This window comes from Duncaniella sp. B8, from assembly GCF_005304985.1.
Taxonomy (GTDB): domain Bacteria; phylum Bacteroidota; class Bacteroidia; order Bacteroidales; family Muribaculaceae; genus Duncaniella; species Duncaniella muris.
This window is the reverse complement of the sequence record NZ_CP040121.1, coordinates 2,423,675-2,438,573: the sequence shown is the minus strand read 5'-3', so window position 1 is coordinate 2,438,573 and position 14,899 is coordinate 2,423,675. Positions and strand designations below refer to the sequence as shown.

14 protein-coding genes are annotated in these 14,899 nt (G+C 51.0%); 5 read left to right on the top strand and 9 right to left on the bottom strand.

Annotated features, from left to right (window positions below; all coding sequences use genetic code 11):
• Positions 1-23: 23 nt before the first annotated feature.
• Both FDZ78_RS10360 and FDZ78_RS10355 read right to left on the bottom strand, forming a co-directional pair.
• On the bottom strand, positions 24-299 hold the full coding sequence (locus FDZ78_RS10360) for a co-chaperone GroES (protein ID WP_107032004.1): 276 nt from the start codon (positions 297-299) through the stop codon (positions 24-26).
• A gap of 246 nt (positions 300-545) precedes the next feature.
• Positions 546-1,274 (bottom strand): lysophospholipid acyltransferase family protein, encoded by a 729-nt coding sequence (locus tag FDZ78_RS10355; RefSeq protein ID WP_123398357.1) that lies wholly within the window; start codon positions 1,272-1,274, stop codon positions 546-548.
• Positions 1,275-1,601: 327 nt separating this feature from the next.
• Here FDZ78_RS10355 and FDZ78_RS10350 point away from each other — a divergent pair, with 327 nt between their 5' ends.
• From FDZ78_RS10350 to FDZ78_RS10340, 3 genes are all read left to right on the top strand, one after another.
• Positions 1,602-2,276 carry a succinate dehydrogenase cytochrome b subunit gene (locus tag FDZ78_RS10350; protein ID WP_107032006.1) on the top strand — a complete coding sequence of 225 codons (675 nt, stop codon included), beginning with the start codon at positions 1,602-1,604 and terminating at the stop codon, positions 2,274-2,276.
• Positions 2,277-2,356: 80 nt separating this feature from the next.
• Positions 2,357-4,336 (top strand): fumarate reductase/succinate dehydrogenase flavoprotein subunit, encoded by a 1,980-nt coding sequence (locus FDZ78_RS10345; RefSeq protein ID WP_107032022.1) that lies wholly within the window; start codon positions 2,357-2,359, stop codon positions 4,334-4,336.
• Positions 4,337-4,366: 30 nt separating this feature from the next.
• Complete coding sequence (locus FDZ78_RS10340; protein ID WP_123398307.1) at positions 4,367-5,122, top strand: succinate dehydrogenase/fumarate reductase iron-sulfur subunit; 756 nt, start codon at positions 4,367-4,369, stop codon at positions 5,120-5,122.
• Between the two features lie 249 nt (positions 5,123-5,371).
• Here the strand turns inward: FDZ78_RS10340 and FDZ78_RS10335 are convergent, their stop codons facing one another.
• Both FDZ78_RS10335 and FDZ78_RS10330 read right to left on the bottom strand, forming a co-directional pair.
• Positions 5,372-6,094, bottom strand: coding sequence for an N-acetylmuramidase family protein (locus FDZ78_RS10335; protein ID WP_123398306.1), 723 nt, complete (start codon positions 6,092-6,094; stop codon positions 5,372-5,374).
• Positions 6,095-6,377: 283 nt separating this feature from the next.
• Positions 6,378-7,838 carry an aminoacyl-histidine dipeptidase gene (locus tag FDZ78_RS10330; RefSeq protein ID WP_136408507.1) on the bottom strand — a complete coding sequence of 487 codons (1,461 nt, stop codon included), beginning with the start codon at positions 7,836-7,838 and terminating at the stop codon, positions 6,378-6,380.
• A gap of 124 nt (positions 7,839-7,962) precedes the next feature.
• On the opposite strand from FDZ78_RS10330, the gene FDZ78_RS14665 reads away from it, so the two are divergent.
• Together FDZ78_RS14665 and FDZ78_RS10325 are read left to right on the top strand one after the other, a co-directional pair.
• Complete coding sequence (locus FDZ78_RS14665; protein WP_160630580.1) at positions 7,963-8,154, top strand: hypothetical protein; 192 nt, start codon at positions 7,963-7,965, stop codon at positions 8,152-8,154.
• A 40-nt stretch (positions 8,155-8,194) separates the two neighbouring features.
• On the top strand, positions 8,195-8,809 hold the full coding sequence (locus FDZ78_RS10325; RefSeq protein ID WP_160630581.1) for an OmpH family outer membrane protein: 615 nt from the start codon (positions 8,195-8,197) through the stop codon (positions 8,807-8,809).
• Positions 8,810-8,919: 110 nt separating this feature from the next.
• Here the strand turns inward: FDZ78_RS10325 and cysK are convergent, their stop codons facing one another.
• The 5 genes from cysK to FDZ78_RS10300 all read right to left on the bottom strand — a co-directional run bounded on the left by cysK (position 8,920) and on the right by FDZ78_RS10300 (position 14,890).
• Entirely contained in the window at positions 8,920-9,867 is a 948-nt protein-coding gene (gene cysK, locus FDZ78_RS10320; RefSeq protein ID WP_136408505.1) for a cysteine synthase A, read from the bottom strand.
• A gap of 102 nt (positions 9,868-9,969) precedes the next feature.
• The gene (locus tag FDZ78_RS10315; RefSeq protein ID WP_136408504.1) at positions 9,970-11,451 is read right to left on the bottom strand and encodes a TrkH family potassium uptake protein; all 1,482 of its coding nucleotides are present in this window, start codon (positions 11,449-11,451) and stop codon (positions 9,970-9,972) included.
• A 7-nt stretch (positions 11,452-11,458) separates the two neighbouring features.
• Positions 11,459-12,793: a Trk system potassium transporter TrkA gene (trkA, locus tag FDZ78_RS10310; RefSeq protein ID WP_136408503.1), complete on the bottom strand. Its 1,335-nt coding sequence runs from the start codon at positions 12,791-12,793 to the stop codon at positions 11,459-11,461.
• Positions 12,790-14,727 carry a 1-deoxy-D-xylulose-5-phosphate synthase gene (dxs, locus tag FDZ78_RS10305; RefSeq protein ID WP_136408502.1) on the bottom strand — a complete coding sequence of 646 codons (1,938 nt, stop codon included), beginning with the start codon at positions 14,725-14,727 and terminating at the stop codon, positions 12,790-12,792. The genes trkA and dxs overlap by 4 nt, the downstream gene beginning before the upstream one ends.
• Positions 14,702-14,890: a hypothetical protein gene (locus FDZ78_RS10300; protein WP_107032016.1), complete on the bottom strand. Its 189-nt coding sequence runs from the start codon at positions 14,888-14,890 to the stop codon at positions 14,702-14,704. Before FDZ78_RS10300 ends, dxs begins: the two co-directional genes overlap by 26 nt.
• Positions 14,891-14,899: the final 9 nt, after the last annotated feature.

The following is a 14,899-nucleotide window of genomic DNA, read 5'->3' as shown; positions in this document are numbered from 1 at the left end:
TTTATGCGTTTCAGAATTGATGATTATTTCTCAAGAACAGCCAGAATGTCGCTCTGACGCATGATGAGATATTTGGTACCTTCGAGTTCCACCTCAGAACCTGCATATTTTCCGAAAAGGACTTCATCGCCGGCCTTTACAACCATTTCTTCGTCCTTAGTGCCGTTGCCGGTAGCAACCACGGTGCCGCGGAGAGGCTTTTCCTTGGCGGTGTCAGGAATGATGATGCCTGCGGCGGTGACTTCTTCTGCAGGAGTGGGGGTGATGAGCACTCTGTCAGCTAATGGTTTGATATTCATAAGTTCCTAATATTAGTTATTTGGTTAATTATTATTGTTTCTGTCTTTATGCGCACTCTTTATATATATTTAAGGTATATAAGACTGCTTTCACGTCTATCAGATGGAGCATAAACCGTGCCAGTCTTCATCTGTGTCAGTTGCGACTGACAATTTGTCAATTCCGCGCCTTGCAAAAGGGCAAAATTAATGCCGGCCGGCTCACTCACCCACCGACATTTAAAACGTTTCAGCCCACAGATTGGTTCAGCCTTTGCCGCCTTTGCGCAGACCGCTTTCTATTTCACGGTAAGACTCTTCCATCAGACGGACCTGGTCATGGCCGTCGGCAGAAGGATGAATGGGTTTGTGGATCGTCAGGCAGATATGGCCGGGCACCGGCATTTTCTTGAAACGCGGCAGCACATCAAAGGCGCCGTCGATTGTCAATGGCACCACCGGTAGATTGAACTCGATGGCCAGGCGGAAAGCTCCTTTCTTGAAACGGGCCATCTCGCCGGTCCATGAGCGCGCGCCTTCGGGAAAGACCACAAGTGACATGCCTCCGCTCAACTGGCGTTCGGCCTGCTGCATGGTGCGGCGTGTGGCTGATGCCGAGGAATTGTCGACAAAGATCTGCTGCGACCAGGCGCATGCCCAGCCTACAAAGGGAATTTTGCGCAGACTCTGCTTCATCATCCAGCGGAAATTATGGCCGAGATAACCGTAGACGGTAAAAATGTCATATGCTCCCTGATGGTTTGCCACGAAAACGTAGCTTACTTTCGGGTCGATATTCTCCCGTCCTCTGACAGTAACTCTGACAAAGGAAAGCCAGCAGAAAAGTCTGGCCCATAGGACCTGAGGATAGTAGCCCCACCAGCGCCCGAAACCAAGCGCCGAACCGGTCACCGTGATCACGGCTGCAATGACAGTGGCCACCGCAAGCAAAGGAATCATTATCAGAATCTGATAAATGCGATAAATGATCATCATGGAATTTGTGTGCTTAAGACACAGCAAAAATACACATTATTCCCTATATTTTCAAAAAATGTGCAAATATATTACCAGACCTGGGTCCACTGTCAGCTTTATGCATCCCTAAGGTCTACACCTTGTATATTAAGAGGGTGTCTTAAAAAATGATTCATTATCACATGACGGTTCGAAAAATGTTAATCTTTCTTACATCCGGTTAAAGAAATTTTTCTTTAATTCTTGTAAAGCCCGATGTTTTGACGTAACTTTGCGCTATAAAACAGTTCAATAGCATCAATTTCTTAATTCATTTAAATAACTTTAATCCATTTTTAAACTACTATGTGGTTAACTTGCTCATCTATAGGGAGGAAGTTCGTGATGGCTCTCACGGGCTTATGCCTTGTCCTATTTGTCACGTTTCACTGTCTGATGAACGGTGTGGCTATCTTCTGGCCCGACGGTTATAACGCAGTCTGCGCATTCCTTGGCGCCAACTGGTATGCACTGGTTGCCTCAATGGGTCTCGCCGTGCTCTTCATCATTCACATCTGTTATGCCGTATGGCTGACCCTTCAGAACCGCAAGGCCCGTGGCAACGACCGCTACGACGTGGTTCGCAAACCCGCTCAGGTTGAATGGGCATCGCAGAACATGCTCGTGCTCGGTATCGTGATCCTCGCATTCCTCGTTGTCCATCTCATCCAGTTCTGGGCAAAAATGCAGCTCGCCGAAATCATGGGCATCCATGAACCCGATCCTCAGAACGGCATGTACTTCATCAATGTGGCATTCAGCTGCATCTGGACTCCGATCATCTACATCATCGGCTTCATCGCTCTCTGGTTCCACATGAACCACGGCTTCTGGTCAATGTTCCAGAGCTGCGGCTGGGACAATGACACCTGGCTCCCCCGCCTCAAGACAATCGGCTGCTGGTGGACCTCGATCGTTGTCATCCTCTTCATCATCCAGGCAATCGTGTTCACAATCCGTGCCAGCAACGGATGTTTTTAATCTTATTCCGTAAATAATATCACAACACAGATATGGCAGACATCAAAAACCTTGAGGGCATGATTGACTCTACCCCCATCATGAAGGATTACGCCGACATCGAATCCTCAGCCTTACCTGAATATCAGATCGACTCCAAGATCCCCGAAGGGCCCCTCGCCCAGAAATGGACAAACTATAAGGCACATCAGAAACTCGTCAACCCCGCCAACAAGCGCAACCTCGACGTGATCGTGGTCGGCACCGGTCTGGCAGGCGCCTCTGCCGCCTCGACCCTCGGCGAACTCGGTTTCAACGTGCTCAACTTCTGCATCCAGGACTCACCCCGCCGCGCCCACTCCATCGCAGCCCAGGGCGGTATCAATGCAGCAAAAGACTATCAGAACGACGGCGACTCCATCTATCGCCTCTTCTATGACACTATCAAGGGCGGCGACTTCCGTTCACGCGAAGCCAACGTCTACCGTCTTGCCGAAGTGTCAAACAACATCATCGACCAGTGTGTGGCACAGGGCGTTCCTTTCGCCCGCGAATACGGAGGTCTGCTCGCCAACCGCTCGTTTGGCGGCGCACAGGTTTCACGTACATTCTACGCCAAAGGCCAGACCGGCCAGCAGCTCCTTCTCGGTGCCTACGCCTCACTCAACCGCCAGATCAAGAAAGGCACAGTGAAGTCGTTCAACCGCCGCGAAATGCTTGACGTGGTTATCATCGACGGCCGCGCCCGCGGTATCATCGTCCGCAACCTCGTCACCGGCGAGATCGAACGCTACGCAGCCCACGCAGTAGTACTCGCCACCGGCGGCTACGGCCGTGCATTCTTCCTCTCAACAAACGCTATGGGCTGCAACGGCTCGGCCGCTGTCCAGGCTTTCAAGAAGGGTGCCTACCTCGCCAACCTCGCCTTCACCCAGATCCACCCCACCTGTATCCCCGTCCACGGCGAAGATCAGTCTAAACTGACCCTCATGAGCGAATCGCTCCGTAACGACGGCCGCATCTGGGTTCCCAAAAAGAAAGAAGACGCCGAAGCCATCCGCGCCGGCAAGAAAAAGCCCACCGATATCCCCGACGAAGACCGCGACTTCTATCTCGAACGCCGCTATCCGGCATTCGGTAACCTCTGCCCCCGTGACATCGCCAGCCGTGCCGCCAAGGAACGCTGCGACGCCGGCTTCGGTGTAGGTACAGGCAACGCCGTATATCTCGACTTCAAGTATGCCATCAACCGTCTGGGCGAAGACGTGGTCCGCGACCGCTACGGAAACCTCTTCGACATGTATCAGATGATCTCTGATGACAATCCCTACGAAACCCCGATGATGATCTTCCCCGCAAGCCACTACACAATGGGCGGTATCTGGGTAGACTATGAACTGCAGACTTCCGTCAAGGGTCTCTTCGCAATCGGCGAATGTAACTTCTCTGACCACGGCGCAAACCGTCTCGGCGCATCAGCCCTCATGCAGGGCCTTGCCGACGGCTACTTCGTGCTCCCCTACACTATGCAGAACTATCTGAGCGATCAAATCAAGGTGCCCCACTTCACTACCGATGCCAAGGAATTTGACGAAGCAGAAAAGGCAGTCCGCACCCGCATCGACAAACTCATGGCCATCAAGGGTACCAAGTCACCCGACCAGATCCACAAGCGACTGGGCCATGTGATGTGGGATCTCGTAGGTATGGGCCGCACACTCCAGAGCCTCGTCAAAGCTCTTGACGAGATCGAAGAAGTTCGCAAGGAATTCTACTCTGACCTGCGCATCGTAGGCCGTGCCGATGATCTCAACACCGAACTCGAAAAGGCTCTCCGCCTGGAGGACTTCCTTGTAATTGCCAAGATGATGGCTATCGACGCCCTCAACCGCAACGAATCATGCGGCGCTCACTTCCGCGAGGAATATCAGCTCGCCGACGGCGAAGCCGCTCGTAACGACAAGGACTATATGTATGTCAGCTGCTGGAAATACACCGGCGACAACGAAAAGCCCGTGCTTCTCAAAGAACCCCTCAACTACACCGAGATCAAGGTTCAGACCCGTAACTACAAATCATAATCCTCCCCACACCAAAACATTGTAAGTAAAATGGAACATACTATAAATGTAAACCTCAAGATTTGGCGTCAGCGTGGTCCCAAAGAGCCGGGTTCATTCCAGACCTACCGCGTGGAGAACGTCTCAACCGGAAGCTCTTTCCTTGAAATGCTCGACATGCTCAACCAGCAGCTCATCGACCGCAACGAAGAGCCCGTAGTTTTTGACAGCGACTGTCGCGAAGGTATCTGCGGCATGTGTTCTCTCTACATCAACGGACACCCCCACGGCCCCGTTCAGGGAATCACCACCTGCCAGCTCCACATGCGCAAATTTAACAACGAGGACACCATCACCATCGAACCCTGGCGCTCGGCCGCATTCCCCGTTGTGCGTGACCTCATGGTCAACCGCAACGCATTCGACCAGATCCAGCAGGCCGGCGGCTACGTTTCGTTCAACTGCGGCGGAGCTCCTGACGCCAACAGCCTCCCCATCTCTAAGGAAGTGGCTGACATCGCTATGGACTCCGCTACCTGCATCGGCTGCGGCGCCTGCGTGGCTGCCTGCAAGAACGGCTCGGCCATGCTCTTCGTCAGCGCAAAGGTAAGCCAGTTCGCACTCCTGCCCCAGGGTCAGGTTGAACGTGCCCGCCGCGCGCGCGCAATGGTCAACAAGATGGACGAACTCGGATTCGGCAACTGTACCAACACCGGTGCCTGCGCAGCCGAATGTCCCAAGAACGTTCCTCTGAGCAACATCGCCCGCCTCAACCGCGAATTCATCAAAGCCAAGTGTGCTGACTGATCGCCCGGTCTCACCGCACTGACGGCATAAGAAACACCATCTGATGCGCCCTTGGGTCTTTTCACAGATCCAAGGGCGCATCTCTTTCAGCCGTAAGCGCTATGTCAGGGCACACACTCCACGCATGATCACTGCGAAAATCAGCCGGACGCACTGCATCCGGCTGATTTCATGCTGCATTGTCAGAAAAAAACGGGTTAGAGAATGAATGCGTGTGTGCCAGAAGCACTTTTCTGACAATAGTCCATCTTATTTGCTGTGACGGCTGTAGGCTTGGGCCATACGGGTGTGATAGGCGCGTTTGGCATATCCGGGGCCATTGTAGCCGCGGGCAAATGCAGCCCAGTTTTTGGTCTTCAAGTGTTTCACAAGTCCGGTTGTACTGATGAAACTGGCAAACATGTCAAGCTGGTCACGCTCTGACCGTGACATGCGGCAGACAAAGTCATCAAGGCTTTCGGCCCCGCATTTTTTCCAATTGAAACCGCCAATCTGAAACATACCCCAGAAAGTACCTTCCACAGCGGCATTATGATTGATCGATTTGGCGGCCTCCAGCCTCTTGTGGGCACGAGACTGCGATCCGCGTGACGACGCGAACACAACAGAATGTGATTTGCTGTATTTCGAAAGATTCACACCGCGCCTTGTGGCGAAACGGCGAAACATTGAGAGATCAAAATTGATCAGCGGTTTGCCTGGAGAAGCAAAGCCTTCGTGTGTGCGCCCGGCTTCGATCTCGACCACAGCCTTGATGGCTGCTACCTCGACTCCGAGCTCCGCGGCCACTTCTTCGAAATCGGCTTCGGTCAGTGTCAGAATAGTGTCGGTAGGGAGCATCATCAGATCGCATCCCTGTGTAACGGCCGTCAGAGAGTCAGCGGCTTGATGCTGCGAACTGTTGTCGGTCATTGAAAATAGAAGCGACGAGAGGAGAATGGAGAGCGAAAAGAGAATTAATCGTCGTGACATGAAAAAATGAATTGATGAAACATCGGCAGCACCCTCCGGCGCGGCCCTTAGCTAAAGCGTGTCAGAAAGGAATGAAAGACACACTGATATTATAGACGCTTCAGAAGCGTAAAAGTTTAGAGGTTTTTTAAAACAACCTCTGAGTCATTCATAGAAAACCACGCCTTCACGGCGCTCCGTAAGGAGAAAGAATAGTGGCCTCCTCCGCCTGGAGCAGGCGGAGGAGATGCCACCTTATATTATAAGTAACGTCTGACTGCTGTCATCAGAAATGCAGCCCGTATTACTTCTTGAGTTCGCCTACCTTTTCAAGGGTCCGCTTGAGCTGACCCCAGAAACGTTCTACAGCCGGAATGTACATGCTCTCGGAAGGAGAATGCACATCGCGCAGTGTCGGGCCGAATGAAACCATGTCGAGGTAAGGATACTTGGTGAGGAACAGACCGCATTCCAGACCGGCATGAATGGCCTTGATGGCAGGTTCAACTCCATAAAGCTCCTTATAGGCGTCGCGTGAAATCTTCATGATCGGCGATTCGAGATTGGGCTGCCATCCGGGATAGCCGTCGCCATGTTCTACACGTGCGCCTGCGAGCAGGAAGACTGCCTCAACCTGACGGGCGATGTCCCATTTGCGTGACTCTACAGAGCTGCGCTGACTGGTGGTCACCACGATTGTATTGTCAGGAGCCATCTTCACTGATGCGAGGTTGGTCGAGGTTTCGACAAGGCCTTCGAGTTCACGGCTCATGGAAACCACTCCGTGGGGAGCGCCATAGACCGCGCGGATAAGATTGAGCGATGTCTGCTGGTCAATGGTGAATTCGGGGGTGTCGACACTTTCCATTGTAATCTTGAGACCGGGTTCCACGCCCTGATACTCGTTTTCCAGATCAGCGATATAGTGGTTGAGCATGGTACGCACTTCTTCCTTACGTGAAGTGTGGACACCGATCACTGCATGTGCGGCACGCGGAATGGCGTTGCGCAGATTGCCGCCATCAATTTCAGAAACCACAACCTCATGCTTGCCTGAAAGCATGAAAAGGAAGCGGGCAAGGAGCTTGTTGGCGTTGGCGCGGCCAAGATGAATGTCACCGCCTGAATGGCCGCCGTTGAGGCCTTCGACATTTATCTTGAAATACATGAAATCAGTCGGAGCGAACGAGCGGTTGTAAGTGAAGAAAGCCTGGGTATCAACACCTCCGGCACATCCCACAAAGATCTCGGCATCATCCTCTGAGTCGAGATTGAGAAGCATAGTGCCTGAAATCATATCCTCACCGAGATTGTTGGCACCGGTCATACCGGTCTCTTCATCGACCGTAAAGAGAGCTTCGAGCGGACCATGCTCATAGCTGTCGTCGATCAGAGCGGCGAGAGCTGCGGCCATACCGATACCGTTGTCAGCACCGAGAGTTGTGCCCTTTGTGCGCACCCAGTCGCCGTCGATCACCACGGGGATCGGGCTGTTGGCAAAATCGAAATTCTTGTCATTTGACTCGCAAACCATATCCATGTGGCCCTGCATGATGACTGTAGGAGCATTTTCATGGCCGGGAGTAGCCGGCTTGGTGATGACTACGTTGCCAACCTTGTCGGTTTTCACTTCAAGATTGTGGGCTTTCGCGAAATCCAGCAGATACTGGCGGATTTTCTCTTCCTTCTTTGAAGGACGGGGGATCTTGGTGATCTCGTCAAAAATCGCGAACACCTCGCGCGGCTGAAGATCTTTGATTTCCATATCGGGTAATTAATTAGTGTTAAATTTTATGGATTTACCGCACTAAATTATAAAATAAAATTGATATACGCGCAAAAATATCGCGCAAATTGCTACTTTTGCATCGTAAAAGTCCAAATTGACAATGAAAACCTTGTTCATCACAGTCATCTTAGCTGTTGTTCTCATCGGAATCGCGATAGTTGCACTGGGGATCAAAGTGCTGTTTGTCAAAGGCGGACGTTTCCCCTCAGGTCATGCTCACGATCTTCCTGAACTGCGCCGAAGAGGTATCGGGTGCGCCCACGGCGGCGCTGACCGTAAGCAAAAACGTTAATATCATTTATATACAGTACATATACACCTATTTTCTTCACATGAACAAGTTAGCAATATCAGCTTCATCGCTGCTTCTAAGTTTCATGGCCCTCAGCACCACTTCCTGCAACGGCACATCATCAACCGAAGCCGCCGCCGATGCCAACACCCCGACAGCAGCAGCCGATAGCGATAGCTCTCCGAGCATCAACATCCGCTACATCGACTCAGATTCGCTGATGACGCACTACAATCTGGCAAAGGATTTTCAGGAAGCATCCATGCGTGCCGTCTCTAAAATTGAAGGTGCCCGCCAGTCAAAGACAACTGAAATTCAGAAATTCGCAGCTGCTATCGAGCAGAAGGGCCGTAGCAACGGCTATCTGACCGAAGCAAGTTACAATGCCGACATGCAGAAACTTCAGAAAATGCAGTCTGACGCAGAAAACTATCTTGCAAATCTCAGTCGCAATACCGAAAACGAGCTCGCACAGCAGCAGCTCCAGCTCAACGACTCGATCGAAAACTATATCAAGATCTATAACGCATCTAAAGGCTACGATGCAATCCTCTTCAAAGCCGCAGGCGTTTACTTCAACCCGGCTCTTGATATCACAAGCGAGATTATCGAAGGCCTCAACGCCCGCTACAATAAAGTAGGCGACGCAAAATAAGACATCTGTAAGCCAAATCAAACAATACAGAGAAAGGGTTGTTTCCCCATGAAATATAATCGGGAAGCAGCCCTTTCTTACAGCATAAGGTTTCTGACCTTGATTTCTCATCATAGTGGATACTCGTCAAACGCATAGAGGACTGTTGACAGATAGCGTTCGCCGGTATCCGGAAGTATCGCCACTATGGTCTTGCCTTCGTTTTCTTTCTTACGGGCCTCACGTATAGCACCCGCAAGTGCGGCTCCTGATGAAATGCCAACCAGCAGACCTTCTTTCTCAGCAAGCAGTCTGGATGCTTTTATGGCTTCATTGTCAGGGATGGCAATGACTTCATCAACAACCGATTCATTGTAGTTTCCGGGGACAAACCCCGCTCCTATGCCCTGGATTTTGTGCGCACCGGCCTTACCGCCTGAGAGCACCGGAGAGCTTGCCGGTTCCACGGCCACGGTTTTTATAGCCGGATTATGTTCTTTCAGCACTTCAGAAGTGCCGCTGAGAGTGCCTCCGGTTCCAACTCCAGCCACAAATATATCCACCTCGCCATCTGTGTCTCTCAGTATTTCCAAGGCTGTGCTACTCCGGTGAGCCTCCGGATTGGCGGGATTCTCAAATTGCTGGAGTATGATCGCTCCCGGATTCTGTTCCTTCAGTTCACCGGCCTTTCTTATGGCACCTTTCATTCCCTCGCTTCCCGGAGTAAGCACAATTTCGGCTCCAAGCGCCTTGAGCAGATTCCGGCGCTCTATGCTCATGGTTTCAGGCATTGTCAGTATGAGTCTGTAGCCTTTCACCGATGCCACCCAGGCAAGGCCGATGCCGGTATTGCCGCTTGTCGGTTCTATGATCAGTGTCTCCGGAGTCAGAATCCCTTTACGTTCGGCATCTTCAATCATGGCCAGTGCGATGCGGTCTTTGACACTACCACCCGGATTGAACGACTCGATCTTCACAAGGATACGCGCTTTTAGATTCTCAGAAGCGACAATGTTGTTCACTTCCATGAGCGGAGTGGAGCCTATAAGCTCTGTGAGGTTTTTATAAATCTTTGACATACTATATGAATTTTGTTGGAAATCTATCAACGTCTGATAATGCAAAATTACAATCAGACTTATTTCCTGTCAATACCATATTAATGGTAATTGTTCACAGACTCACTTCTTCCAGAAGGTAGGTGTAAACAGAATCAGTACCGTGAACAGTTCCAGACGGCCTATCATCATGATCAGTGCCAGCAACCATTTGCCAAGATCAGGCACAACGGAATACGATCCGCCATATCCGGTGACACCGGCACCGAGTCCGGTATTGCTTATGCAGGAGAACGCTGAGAAAAACGAATCGACAAGCGGCAGCCCCATTGCTGTCAGCAGTATGCCGCCTACCATTATTATCATTACATAAAGACAAAGGAATGCGATTACTTTTGACACTGTTTCGTGAGGGATCACACGGTCATTGACTCTTACGGTGAGAATATTGTTGGGGTGGATAGAGCGCACAATCTCGTTGCGGCAGTTTTTGAGCAGATAGATCAGACGGTCAATCTTGGCGCCGCCGCTGGTCGAGCCTGCACATGATCCGAAAAACATCAGCGCGAAAGCAAGCGAAAGCACAAAAGTGCCCCATGACGAGAATGCCGATATCTCATAGCCGGTAGAGGTTATGGTCGAGATTATCTGGAAAAGCGGATCGAGTGTCACCGACTTGACTGAATGTACCTGACCGTTTTTGATTATCGCGATTACAAAAAGCAGATAGCAACCTATGATTATGCCCACGTAAGTCCTGAAAACATCGTTGCGCCAGATAGGTTTGAATTCGCCGTGAGCCGCACGATAGAGCAACACAAAACTCGTACCGCCCAGAAACATAAAAACAGTCATCACGATCTGTATATATACCGAATCCCATGCTTCGATGCTGTCATCAGCTGTAGAAAATCCTCCGGTCGACATGGTGCTGAACGAATGACACAGCGCTTCGAATACATTCATCGGCCCTATGATGAGCAGGACAAACAGCACTGCTGTAAGTACTATATAGATAAGCCACAGACCTTTGGCTGTCTGCGATATACGCGGACGCAGTTTGTCATGTGTGATCCCTGTCACCTCTGCGTTGAACATCTGCATTCCGCCTGAGTGATTCAGCATCGGGACCACGGCAAGGGTGAAAAGTATGATACCCATGCCTCCGATCCACTGCATCAGACTACGCCAGATTACAACCCCGTGGCTCAGATGGCTGATCGAGCTTATGACAGTGGCTCCGGTGGTGGTGAATCCCGACATTGCCTCAAAAAAAGCATCTGAAACAGAAAGAGGGTCTTTTTCCATAAGCATGAAAGGAATCATGCCGAAAATCGAGAAGAAGACCCACACAAGGGCTGTAAGCAGAAAGCCCTCGCGTTTTGCCATGCGCTGACTCCGCGGACGGATGCAAAATGTCATCAGAGAGCCTGCTGTCAGCGTAAGCCCCATAGTAAAAAGGAAATTTATCCAGTCTCTTTCCTGATATATCAGAGAAGTAACCAGGGGAACTGACAAAAATGCTCCTTCTATGATCAGAAGCAGTCCGATGATACGGAGAAGCACCCTGAAATTGATCGTCGATGCAGAGTCTTTGAATCTCATTTACGACTTACTTAAATAATTTTTCAACTTTATGCAGCAGACCGTTTAGAGTGAACACGACCACTCTGTCGCCGGGAGCTATGACAGTATTACCGGACACAAGCTGTCCTTTACCGTCTCGGATAAGACCGGCTATGGTCATGTCGCGCGACAGGCGGAGGTCCTTCACCTGGCCGCGGGTTATTTTCGAGCCTTCGCGGGCCACGATTTCCGCGACTTCCGCATCAGCGAGTGCCAGACATTTTGAGGTCGAAGTGTCGCGGTCGAGAAGCATCTGGAAAATTCTCGACGATGCCAGCAGTTTCTTATTTATTATGGTTCCGATATTGAGTCCCTCGGCTTCAGAGATGAACTGCAGGTTCTCAACTTCGGCTATGGTCTTCACCACACCCAACTCTTTTGCCGAAAGACATGTGAGAATATTGGTCTCGCTGCTGTCAGCCAAAGCAATGAAGGCATCCATGTCGGAAATTCCGGCTTCAAGCAGGGCATCGGTATCACGGGCATCGGCATTGATGATATGAGCGTCAGGACAACGTTCAGACAGTCTGAGACATCTGTCTCGGTCTATGTCCATGATCTTGAAATTGAATTCATCGCTAGCCATCGCACACAGGCGTATGGCAATGCGGCTGCCTCCCATTATGAGCACATCGCGTATCTTGCGCTGCTTTTTGCCGCAGAGGTCCACAAGCGAGTCAACATGATCACGACGGGTCATGAAATATACAATGTCATTGCACTGCAACTTGTCAAAACCGCCTGGAATAATAGTCTCATGATCTCGCTTTATGGCAGCCACATGGAAATTATGGTCCATCACACCGAGATCCTTGAGCTGCATTCCTACCAACGGCGCATTGTCACGCAGTTTCACCCCGACGAGAATCAACTCGCCGTTATGAAGCTCAAACCAATGGCGCACCCAATTGTGGCGCAATGCCTGAATGATTTCCATCGCTGCGAGATATTCAGGATAGATCATGTCATCAGCACCGATGTGGCTGAAGAATTCCCGGTTGACCGGATCTTTGAATTCGTAGTTGTCGATTCGGGCCACTGTCTTTTCGGCACCAAGGCTCTTGGCTATGGCACAGGCCACGATGTTGCGGGTCTCGAAAGGAGTCACTGCGATAAACAGATCGCAACCCTCTACCCCGGCCTGTTTCAGCGTTGTGAATGAGGTAGGCGATCCTCTGAAAGTCAGAAGATTGTAATTGGCATCGAGCATTGCGAGTTTTTCGCCGTCGCTGTCAACCACAGTTATATCCTGCTCCTCGTTCGAAAGAAGTTTAGCCAGATGGGTGCCAACCTCTCCAGAGCCTGCTATCACTATTTTCATTCAGTAGGAGTGCTGTCGGTTTGAGTTTTGATATACGATTCCTTTATCGCCTGGAAGATCCCGTCTGCGTCAAAGCCACACAAATGGTGAAGCTGAGCCGGTGTGCCCTGTGATATGAATCTGTCAGGGACGCCGAGACGTCTGATATGCTGGGCCGAACCAAGATCTGACAGCATCTCTGTCACTGCACTGCCCAGACCGCCTTCTGAAATGCCGTCTTCAACTGTGATCACCGGACACCCCTTTTCTGCGATTTCACTTACAATTTCGGCATCAAGTGGTTTCACGAAAATCATATCATAGTGAGCCACTCTGATATCCAGTTCCTTCTCGGCTCTCTTGATCGCTTCAGTGACTTCAGATGCTATAGGGCCGGTGCTGAGAACCGCAATGTCATTTCCGTCCCGCAGTTTCTCTCCTTTACCGATCGGCAAAGTCCGCATAGGCTCTTTGACTGACTCCTCAGCCCTTCCGCGCGGATAGCGGATTGCAATCGGCCCGTCAAAATCCTGAGCGGTAAGCATCAGGTGGCGCAGATAGTCAAGATTGCGCGGCGAAGCTATGGTCATGCCGGGGATAGCCCGCAGGTAACTAAGGTCAAAAACTCCGTGATGCGTGGCACCGTCCTCTCCGACCAGACCTGCCCGGTCAAGACAGAAGACCACAGGGAGTCCCTCTATCGCCACGTCATGTATGATGTGGTCAAAGGCTCTCTGCATGAAAGAGGAATAGATAGCCACATAGGGCTTCATACCCTCCTTGGCAAGACCTCCGGCAAATGTCACGGCATGACCTTCGGAAATGCCTACATCAAAGGTTCTTTCCGGAAAAACCTGCTGAAGCCTGTTCATAGAAGTTCCTGACAGCATTGCCGCGGTCACGCCTACAATCCTGTCATTGGACCGGGCCAGCTCCACAAGCGTGTCGCCGAACACCTGCTGATATTTCGGCGGACGCCCTGCTCCGTCTTTCAGTATCTCTCCGGTTCCGACGTCAAAACGTCCCGGTGCATGCCATGTCGACGGATCTTTTTCTGCCGGTTCATAGCCTTTGCCCTTTATTGTACGGAGATGAAGTATGCGCGGACCCGGAAGATCTTTTATATCTTCAAGCACACTGACCACCGTCTGGAGATCATGACCGTCAAACGGACCGAAATACCTTATGTTCAGGCCTTCGAAAATATTCTGCTGCTTTGTCAGGAGTGACTTCAGACTATTGTTGAAACGCATGATCATTCCTTTGCCTGAGTCAGTCACAAGCTTATGGCGGCGCAGGAAACGCGAAAAGCGGTAACGCAGATTGTTATATGCCTTCGAAGCTGTCAGATGAGCCAGATAGGTGTTGAGCGAACCGACAGGTCTGTCAATCGACATGTCGTTGTCATTAAGAATGATCAGCAGATTCGAATTCGAATTAGCTGCATTGTTAAGCCCTTCGAATGCAAGCCCTCCGCTGATCGAGGCATCGCCGATGACGGCCACCACATGGCGCGGAGGCACATCTTTCCGGAGCGAACTGGCCACAGCCATACCCAATGCAGCTGAAATAGAGTTGGAGGCATGGCCGGCCGTGAAGGTGTCATATTCGCTTTCTTTCGGATTAGGGAAACCGCTCAGGCCGCCAAGAGTTCGGTTTGTCTCAAAGCGGTCACGACGTCCGGTCAGCAGTTTATGGCCGTAAGCCTGATGCCCGACATCCCACACAATCCTGTCATAAGGAGTGTTGAACACATAATGCAAGGCTACGGTCAACTCTACCGCTCCCATGCTCGATGCGAAATGTCCGGGATGAGACGCAAGCGAGTTGATCAGAAACGAACGCAGCTCGGCACAGACTTTCGGCAGCTCGTCAACGGGCAACCTGCGCAAGTCGGCCGGCGAATCTATGCCTGACAACAGCGGATAGTCAGCCTTTACTGTTTCGTTTTCCATTCTTGACATACTTTTTATAAAGAGGAACCCAGACCACTATGCCTGAACAGATGACTATAAACGCCACCCAAAGAGTGAACGGCTGTGAAGCTATCACCAGATAACACAGAGCCAGCCACAGAACGGCAATAAAGCCAAAGCGTATTTTAGTCGAGGTATCCATTATAAATTT

Excerpts from the sequence above, each read along its gene's own strand:
- FDZ78_RS10360 (WP_107032004.1), bottom strand. The coding sequence starts at position 299 with ATGAATATCAAACCATTAGCTGACAGAGTGCTCATCACCCCCACTCCT.
- FDZ78_RS10355 (WP_123398357.1), bottom strand. The coding sequence starts at position 1,274 with ATGATGATCATTTATCGCATTTATCAGATTCTGATAATGATTCCTTTG.
- FDZ78_RS10350 (WP_107032006.1), top strand. The coding sequence starts at position 1,602 with ATGTGGTTAACTTGCTCATCTATAGGGAGGAAGTTCGTGATGGCTCTC.
- FDZ78_RS10345 (WP_107032022.1), top strand. The coding sequence starts at position 2,357 with ATGAAGGATTACGCCGACATCGAATCCTCAGCCTTACCTGAATATCAG.
- FDZ78_RS10340 (WP_123398307.1), top strand. The coding sequence starts at position 4,367 with ATGGAACATACTATAAATGTAAACCTCAAGATTTGGCGTCAGCGTGGT.
- FDZ78_RS10335 (WP_123398306.1), bottom strand. The coding sequence starts at position 6,094 with ATGTCACGACGATTAATTCTCTTTTCGCTCTCCATTCTCCTCTCGTCG.
- FDZ78_RS10330 (WP_136408507.1), bottom strand. The coding sequence starts at position 7,838 with ATGGAAATCAAAGATCTTCAGCCGCGCGAGGTGTTCGCGATTTTTGAC.
- FDZ78_RS14665 (WP_160630580.1), top strand. The coding sequence starts at position 7,963 with ATGAAAACCTTGTTCATCACAGTCATCTTAGCTGTTGTTCTCATCGGA.
- FDZ78_RS10325 (WP_160630581.1), top strand. The coding sequence starts at position 8,195 with ATGAACAAGTTAGCAATATCAGCTTCATCGCTGCTTCTAAGTTTCATG.
- cysK (WP_136408505.1), bottom strand. The coding sequence starts at position 9,867 with ATGTCAAAGATTTATAAAAACCTCACAGAGCTTATAGGCTCCACTCCG.
- FDZ78_RS10315 (WP_136408504.1), bottom strand. The coding sequence starts at position 11,451 with ATGAGATTCAAAGACTCTGCATCGACGATCAATTTCAGGGTGCTTCTC.
- trkA (WP_136408503.1), bottom strand. The coding sequence starts at position 12,793 with ATGAAAATAGTGATAGCAGGCTCTGGAGAGGTTGGCACCCATCTGGCT.
- dxs (WP_136408502.1), bottom strand. The coding sequence starts at position 14,727 with ATGGAAAACGAAACAGTAAAGGCTGACTATCCGCTGTTGTCAGGCATA.
- FDZ78_RS10300 (WP_107032016.1), bottom strand. The coding sequence starts at position 14,890 with ATGGATACCTCGACTAAAATACGCTTTGGCTTTATTGCCGTTCTGTGG.